Below are 6,704 nucleotides of genomic sequence, written 5' to 3'. Positions count from 1 at the left end.
TGGGGCGAAGACCTTTTGGTTACTTTTGGCTGGGCCGGCTTCCGGGCGTTTGCCAAAAGTGACCCGCTGTAAGAGCGCAACCCCTATCAGCCATCACCGCAGCAACGGATATGTACCCCCACAAATCCAATCGAACATCCTCAACCTGCCACAGTCTGATATAAGACTCGAGCACGGGTAGCCGCACATCACCGCCAAGTCAATGAAATCTTGGGTTTTTCTTATGTGCGCAAAAAACGCCCGATCTGACTGTACGCCTTGTAGTCCGTGGCTTTCAGCCAAAAAAACAGGCTCTGTTCACAAGGTTATCCACAATTTGTGTGGATAACCTTTTATGTCGCCTGGAACTGGAGTGACGAATGAAACCACCCTTCAATTTCACCCGTTTCTTGCCCATGGCCGCGCGCTTGCTCGGTCGTGGCCGTTTGCCAACGCTGCTGTTTGCCGTAGCTGCCAAGGGCTCAAACCAGGGCAATCGCCTGGGCAAGCTCAAGGATGATCTCAAATTGCTCCAGGCCCTGTGCCTGGCTTACTGGCGCGGCGAGTACCGGGCGATCAGCCCCAAGGCGCTGATCTCGGTCGTGGCGGGGCTGATGTACTTTCTCAGCCCGATTGATGCGATCCCGGACTTCATCCCCATGTTTGGCATGCTCGACGACATCGCCGTGCTGGCCTGGGTCATGAAGACCCTGGACGGCGAACTGAGCGCCTTTCGCGCCTGGCGTGACGCCCAGCGCCCGGAAAAGCTTGCGGTGGTTGAGCGCCTCCCAGCGACGCCTGCACTACTGGCTGAGGAAAACCCGCAAAAAAACCGATGACACGTATATACCCCTGCGACCTTTGTGGCTGTTAGGATTACACTTCTAAGGAAAGAACTTACTTAGTAAGTGTTGTTATCCTACGGGGCAGACATGGATATTCAGATCATTTCACGCGATGGCGAACCCGAGTACGCGGTGTTGCCATGGGACACGTACCAGGCGCTACTAAAAGCAGCCGGTCAGCAGCAACCCACGCTTGCTCCTTCTCCCTCTGCCACGGCCGCCCCCGCACAGGAACTGCGACCGCTCGCAGACCTGCGCGGCCTGCGCGAAGCCAAAGGCCTGGCCGTCGAAACCCTGGCCCGCACTGTGGGCATCAGCCCCTCGTATCTCGGATTGATCGAAAGTGGTGAACGCCAGCCGGATGCCGCGATACGCCGCAGCCTGGCCTGGGAATTGGGCGTGGCAGGTTGGAGGGATGAATCTTGAGCCTACGTATCAGTCGTCAACACTGGGACGGGTTAATCAACGAACTGGATCAGGCGCGCCGCCAGCGCCATCTGCTGACCTACCGCGCGTTGCTGGAGCGCCTGCAATTCCCCACTCCGGCGATGCAAACCCTGGCCGCCGCCCTTGAACACCTGGCCGCGCTGGACGCCAAGGCTGAGCAGCCGCTGCGCAGTTCACTGGTGATCAGCCAGGGCGCGAGTCGTCTGCCGCGTACCGGTTTCTTTGAGTGCGTGGAGCGCTTGGGGCGTTTCAGCGGGCCATCCGATGGCGTGGCCGCTGCGTCCTGGCACGCTTCGGAAGTGGTGCGCGTGTTCGAGTATGAGTATCCCGAATCGGCCGAGGCCTAGAGCGTCTGGGGCAGCATCTCCAGGCTGTCGATCACATGGATGCTGTAGCCGGCGACGTTCTTGGCATGGTGCTTGGCCTGCGACGCCAGCTCTGCCAACTGGCTGGCATCAAGTTGTCCACACGCCTGTGGATAGAGATGCACCACACCAATCGACAGTGACAACAACGCAAACTCCTGACGCACACCCTGGCGGTTCAGCGCCACGAAGCATCCGGCGTCGAGGTGTTCAGCGCGGTAGAAACGTCGACATTGGGTGTGGAATTCGTCCAGCAACTGGTTGAGCCGTTTGCGCCAGTCCTGCGGGCCCAGCACCAGCAAAAAGTCATCGCCGCCGATGTGCCCGACAAAGTCGCGGCTGGGGTCGACCCGGTCGTTGAGGCACTGCGCCAGGCACAGCAACACTTCATCCCCACGCCCGTAGCCGTAGATATCGTTAAACGGCTTGAAACTGTCGATGTCCACGTAACAGATCACCGACTCGCGTTGCTGCTGCAACAGCCGCGTCAGGCACTGCTGGATCGGCACGTTGCCCGGTAGCAACGTCAGCGGGTTGGCGTACCGCGCCTGTTGGATTTTCAGTTCAGTGATCAGCTTGAGCACATCGATCACCCGACCCAATCCCAAATAATCGCCGTTGAGCGTGATGATGAAGTCTTCTTCAATGCGTTGACGCGCGCGGCTGGTGAGCAGGCGGCTGACCTGTTGCAAGGACTGGCTCAACTCCACGGCCAGGAAGTCATCGCTCATCAGGCGGCTGATCGGTTTGCGTGCGAACAAGTCGGTAGCGAAGGGCTTGAGCAGTGCATCAGACAACGAATGCCGGTGCACGATGCCTATTGGGTGACCACGCCCGTTCAGCACCGCCAGGGAATTGAGGTTGGCCTGGCGGCGAAACGATTCCAGCACCTGGGCGGTGGCGGTGTCCTGGTCCACCGCAGGTTGTTCGATGAGCAGGGCGCTGAGGTCGCTGGCTTCTTCGCTGAGGGCGATGTTGGAGGTGTCCGGTTTGGGCAGCATCAGGCGCGCTTCTTGTGGCGGCTGTTCCTGCGGACGGCACAGCAGGTAACCCTGAACCAGATCGACGCCCATTTCCGTCAGCACCGCCAGCTCTTCCGGCAACTCAATGCCTTCGGCAATCACCTGCGCCCGAGATGCCTTGGCAATTTGCAGGATCGAGCCGACGAATTCGCGCTTGAGCGCATCCTGGTGGATGCCGTCGATGAAATGCCGATCGATCTTCACGTAATCCGGCCGCAGCTCCGACCACAAACGCAGGCTGGAGTAACCGGCGCCCAAGTCATCCAGTGCGATGGCAAAACCCATGTTGCGGTAATGGTGCAGGGCGGTTTGCAGCAGGTCGAAATCATCGGTGGGGGTTTGCTCGGTGAGTTCGATCACCACCTGGCTCGGTGGAATGCCGAAGTCGCGCAGCAGTTGCAGCGTGCGCCCTGGCTGGTGCGCGGTTTCCATCAGGGATTCCGGCGAGATATTCAGGAATAGCTTGCCCGGCAACTTCTGTTCGCTGAAACGCCTGCACGCGCTTTCGCGGCAGGCCATTTCCAGTTCGCTCAGGCGCCCGGCGTGGCTCGCCACCGAGAACAGGGCGACGGGGGAGTGCAGGGGGCTGTTGGACGGGCCACGGCTGAGGGCTTCGTAGCCGAGAATGCGTCGTTCGGATAAACAGATGATCGGTTGGAACAGGCTGTGCAAACTGCCTTGAGCGAGGATTGAGCCCAATGCATTCAGCTGTTCGTTCATGGTCATGGTGATCTCGATCGAAAAAAAAGGACCGCAGGCGATAAGCCTGCGGTCCTTCATTTCACGACAGAATGATGTCTATATGATGACACTCCGAGGAGCGCTCACATTAAATTGCCATCCTTTACTGCTTGGCCACCTGTTTGCTGATCTTCAAGTAGTCCAGCAGCGTCCGGCCCGCTTCGGACAGGTAAGCGTCGTCTTCCGGTTTAACTTTTTCCGGTTCGGCCGCCAGTGCATCGTCGTCTTCTTTCTTCAGTTCCTTGAGTGGATCCTCGCCCTTGGCTTTGCGGCGAATATTCTCCAGCACCAGTTGCTGATTCTCGATGTCGGCGTGCTGCTTACGGCGGTCCGCTTCATTGAGGCTGACGGTTTTCTCTTCCATCAGCTTCTTGGCCAGGGCCAGCTTGTCGCGGATAAACACGAACTCGGCATCCTTGGCGGAGCGAGCATCATGGTCCGCTTTCAACTGGGCCAGGTACGGCTTGAACGGGTCCGATGCAGGCTTGATCGCAGGACGGATGGTGTCCCACGGCATGGCTTCCGGCAAAGCGCTCTCGCCGATTTCCTTGGTGTCGATGATCGACGGGAAGTCGACATCCGGCAGTACGCCCTGGTGCTGGGTGCTCTGCCCGGAAACCCGGTAGAACTTGGCAATGGTCAGTTTCAGTTCGCCATGGTTCAGCGGCTGAATGGTCTGCACAGTGCCTTTACCGAAGGTCTGGCCACCGATGATCAACGCGCGGTGGTAGTCCTGCATGGCGCCGGCGAAAATCTCCGAAGCCGAAGCCGAAAGGCGGTTGACCAGCAATGCCATTGGCCCTTTGTAGAAAGCGCCCGGGTTCTCGTCTTCCAGCACGTCAACACGGCCGTCAGCATTGCGTACCAATACGGTCGGGCCCTTGTCGATAAACAGGCTGGTCAGCTCGGTGGCTTCCTGCAGGGAACCGCCGCCGTTGTTGCGCAGGTCAATGACCACGCCGTCAACTTTGTCTTTCTGGAGCTCAGTCAGGATTTTCTTGACGTCACGGGTGGTGGACTTGTAGTCCGGGTCACCGGCACGGAACGCTTTGAAGTCCAGATAGAACGCTGGAATCACAACAACGCCCAGCTTGTAGTCCTTGCCATCCTGCTTGAGGTTGAGGATCTGCTTTTGCACGGCCTGGTCTTCGAGCTTCACCGCTTCGCGAGTAATCGAAACGATTTTGCTGGTCTGATCGTTCGGCGCGTTGGTGTGCGGAATCACTTCCAGGCGCACCACGCTGCCTTTCGGCCCGCGGATCAGCTTGACCACTTCGTCCAGGCGCCAGCCGACCACATCGACCATCTCTTTGTCGCCCTGGGCCACGCCGATGATCTTGTCAGCCGGGGCAACCTGCTTGGTCTTGTCTGCCGGACCTGCCGGCACCAGACGCACGATCTTCACCTGGTCGTTGTCACTTTGCAGGACGGCACCGATGCCTTCCAGCGACAGACTCATGTTGATATCGAAGTTTTCCGCGTTATCCGGCGACAGATAATTGGTATGCGGGTCGTAGGACATCGCGAAGGTGTTGATGTAAGCCTGGAAGATATCTTCGGCACGGGTCTGATCCAGACGTGCCAGCTGATTCTTGTAGCGCTTGGTCAACAGCTCTTGAATGGCCTTCGGCTCTTTGCCGGCGATCTTCAAGCGCAGCACTTCGTCCTTGACGCGTTTGCGCCACAGGTCGTCGAGTGCGGCGGTACTGGTCAGCCAGGGCGCGTCCTTGCGATCCACCAGAAGGGTTTCCTTCTGGGTGAAGTCGAGCTTGTCGACGCCCTTGTCCAGCTCTGCCAAGGCGAAGTCCAGTCGCGCTTTCACGCGGTCCAGGTAACGCTTGTAGATGGTGAAGCCGGGCTGCAGGTCGCCGCTTTTGAGGAAGTCGTCGAACTGGGTCTTCCACTTGTCGAACTCAGCGATATCGCTGGCCAGAAAGTAGCTGCGCGACGGATCCAGCAGCTTGAGGTAGCTGTCATAGATGATCACCGAGCGAGCGTCGTCCAGCGGCGGCTTGCTGTAGTGATGGCGCTTGAGCAACTCGACGACGTTAAGGCTGGCAATCACCTCATCGCGATCAGGCTGAAGGTTGTCCCAGCTGTTGGCTGCGAACGTATTGGTCGAGGTCGACGCGAAGCCGAGACCAATGAAAAGAGCGAGGGCGGTGCTTGGGAACAAATGCTTCATGCTGATTCGACGCGGGGGCAATTGATAACGCATATTAGGCCGTCTTTGAGGGAGCCGGTTCCATATGGTCCGGTCGCATAATGCAAAAAGCCCGGCGCTACAGCTACGGGCTCAGTCCAGAGTCACTATGGAGGCACTGTGAAAGCATTGCAAGGCGTTGACGGTCACGTGGAGTGGTTGGATGAAGCCCGTCCTACCTGTGATGTAGGCCAAGTTCGCATTCGAGTGGCGGCAGCGGGCCTCAATCGCGCCGATTTATTGCAACGTTCGGGGCTCTATCCGCCCCCGCCGGGCGCCAGCCATGTGCTGGGGCTTGAGTGCTCCGGAGTGATCAGCGAGGTCGGCGCGGGGTCGTCCTGGCAGGTCGGCGATCGCGTTTGCGCGCTGCTGGCCGGTGGCGGCATGGCCGAAGAAGTGGTGGTGGACGCGCGCCATGTGCTGCCAGTGCCGGACGGTGTGTCGCTGATCGAAGCCGCAGCATTGCCTGAGGTGTACAGCACCGCATGGCTCAACCTGTTCCAACTGGCGGGCCTCAAACCCGGCGAAAAAGTGTTGCTGCATGCCGGCGCCAGCGGCGTGGGTTCAGCGGCGATCCAGTTGTGCAAGGCGTTTGGCAGCCCGTGCTGGGTCAGCGTCGGCTCGGCGGAACGTCTGGCGTACTGCGAGGCGCTGGGCGCACAGGGCGGCGTGGTGCGTACTGACGGCATTGAGGGGCTGCGCGACTTTGGGCCGTTCGACGTGATCCTCGACCCGGTGGGTGGCAGCTACGCGGCGCTGGACCTCAAGCTGTTGGCGCTGGATGGTCGATGGGTGTTGATCGGTTTGATGGGCGGGCGCGATGCGCAACTGGACCTGGCGCAGGTGCTGGGCAAGCGCATCCAGTTACTCGGCTCGACCTTGCGTAGCCGCAGCGATCAGTTCAAGGCAGACCTGTTCAGTGACTTGAGTCAGCAGGTGTGGCCGCTGTTTGCCGAGGGCCGACTGAGCCCGCAACTGGCCAAGACGTTCCCGATCAAGGATGCCGAAGCGGCATTTGCCGAGCTGGCGACCAATCAGATTTCCGGGAAGCTTGTTTTGGTGATTGACGAGAGCGTGAGCTGATTTCAGCTTGAAATGCAGT

Annotated in this window: 6 protein-coding genes; 4 read left to right on the top strand and 2 right to left on the bottom strand. The window is 59.4% G+C overall.

Annotated features, from left to right (window positions below; all coding sequences use genetic code 11):
* The first annotated feature begins 359 nt into the window (after nucleotides 1-359).
* From ACP7A2_RS14170 to ACP7A2_RS14160, 3 genes are all read left to right on the top strand, one after another.
* Nucleotides 360-818, top strand: a complete 459-nt coding sequence (locus ACP7A2_RS14170; RefSeq protein WP_426134694.1) for a YkvA family protein — start codon at nucleotides 360-362, stop codon at nucleotides 816-818.
* 93 nt (nucleotides 819-911) lie between these two features.
* Nucleotides 912-1,250 carry a helix-turn-helix domain-containing protein gene (locus tag ACP7A2_RS14165; RefSeq protein ID WP_426134693.1) on the top strand — a complete coding sequence of 113 codons (339 nt, stop codon included), beginning with the start codon at nucleotides 912-914 and terminating at the stop codon, nucleotides 1,248-1,250.
* Complete coding sequence (locus ACP7A2_RS14160) at nucleotides 1,247-1,618, top strand: hypothetical protein (RefSeq protein ID WP_003190138.1); 372 nt, start codon at nucleotides 1,247-1,249, stop codon at nucleotides 1,616-1,618. The genes ACP7A2_RS14165 and ACP7A2_RS14160 overlap by 4 nt, the downstream gene beginning before the upstream one ends.
* Here the strand turns inward: ACP7A2_RS14160 and ACP7A2_RS14155 are convergent.
* Nucleotides 1,615-3,384: a bifunctional diguanylate cyclase/phosphodiesterase gene (locus ACP7A2_RS14155; RefSeq protein ID WP_426134692.1), complete on the bottom strand. Its 1,770-nt coding sequence runs from the start codon at nucleotides 3,382-3,384 to the stop codon at nucleotides 1,615-1,617. The two genes, ACP7A2_RS14160 and ACP7A2_RS14155, sit on opposite strands and share 4 nt — an antisense overlap.
* A 118-nt stretch (nucleotides 3,385-3,502) precedes the next feature.
* Nucleotides 3,503-5,584, bottom strand: a complete 2,082-nt coding sequence (locus ACP7A2_RS14150; protein ID WP_426134691.1) for a carboxy terminal-processing peptidase — start codon at nucleotides 5,582-5,584, stop codon at nucleotides 3,503-3,505.
* Between the two features lie 138 nt (nucleotides 5,585-5,722).
* Between ACP7A2_RS14150 and ACP7A2_RS14145 the strand changes: the two genes are divergently transcribed.
* Nucleotides 5,723-6,685 carry a zinc-binding dehydrogenase gene (locus ACP7A2_RS14145; RefSeq protein WP_426134690.1) on the top strand — a complete coding sequence of 321 codons (963 nt, stop codon included), beginning with the start codon at nucleotides 5,723-5,725 and terminating at the stop codon, nucleotides 6,683-6,685.
* Nucleotides 6,686-6,704 lie beyond the last annotated feature (19 nt).

Origin of the sequence: Pseudomonas sp. PWP3-1b2, from assembly GCF_049896045.1 — a bacterium.
GTDB classification, from domain to species: domain Bacteria; phylum Pseudomonadota; class Gammaproteobacteria; order Pseudomonadales; family Pseudomonadaceae; genus Aquipseudomonas; species Aquipseudomonas antarctica_B.
This window is presented reverse-complemented; position numbering and strand designations above follow the sequence as displayed.

Coding starts and splice junctions, on each gene's coding strand:
- ACP7A2_RS14170 (WP_426134694.1), top strand. CDS start 360: ATGAAACCACCCTTCAATTTCACCCGTTTCTTGCCCATGGCCGCGCGC.
- ACP7A2_RS14165 (WP_426134693.1), top strand. CDS start 912: ATGGATATTCAGATCATTTCACGCGATGGCGAACCCGAGTACGCGGTG.
- ACP7A2_RS14155 (WP_426134692.1), bottom strand. CDS start 3,384: ATGACCATGAACGAACAGCTGAATGCATTGGGCTCAATCCTCGCTCAA.
- ACP7A2_RS14150 (WP_426134691.1), bottom strand. CDS start 5,584: ATGAAGCATTTGTTCCCAAGCACCGCCCTCGCTCTTTTCATTGGTCTC.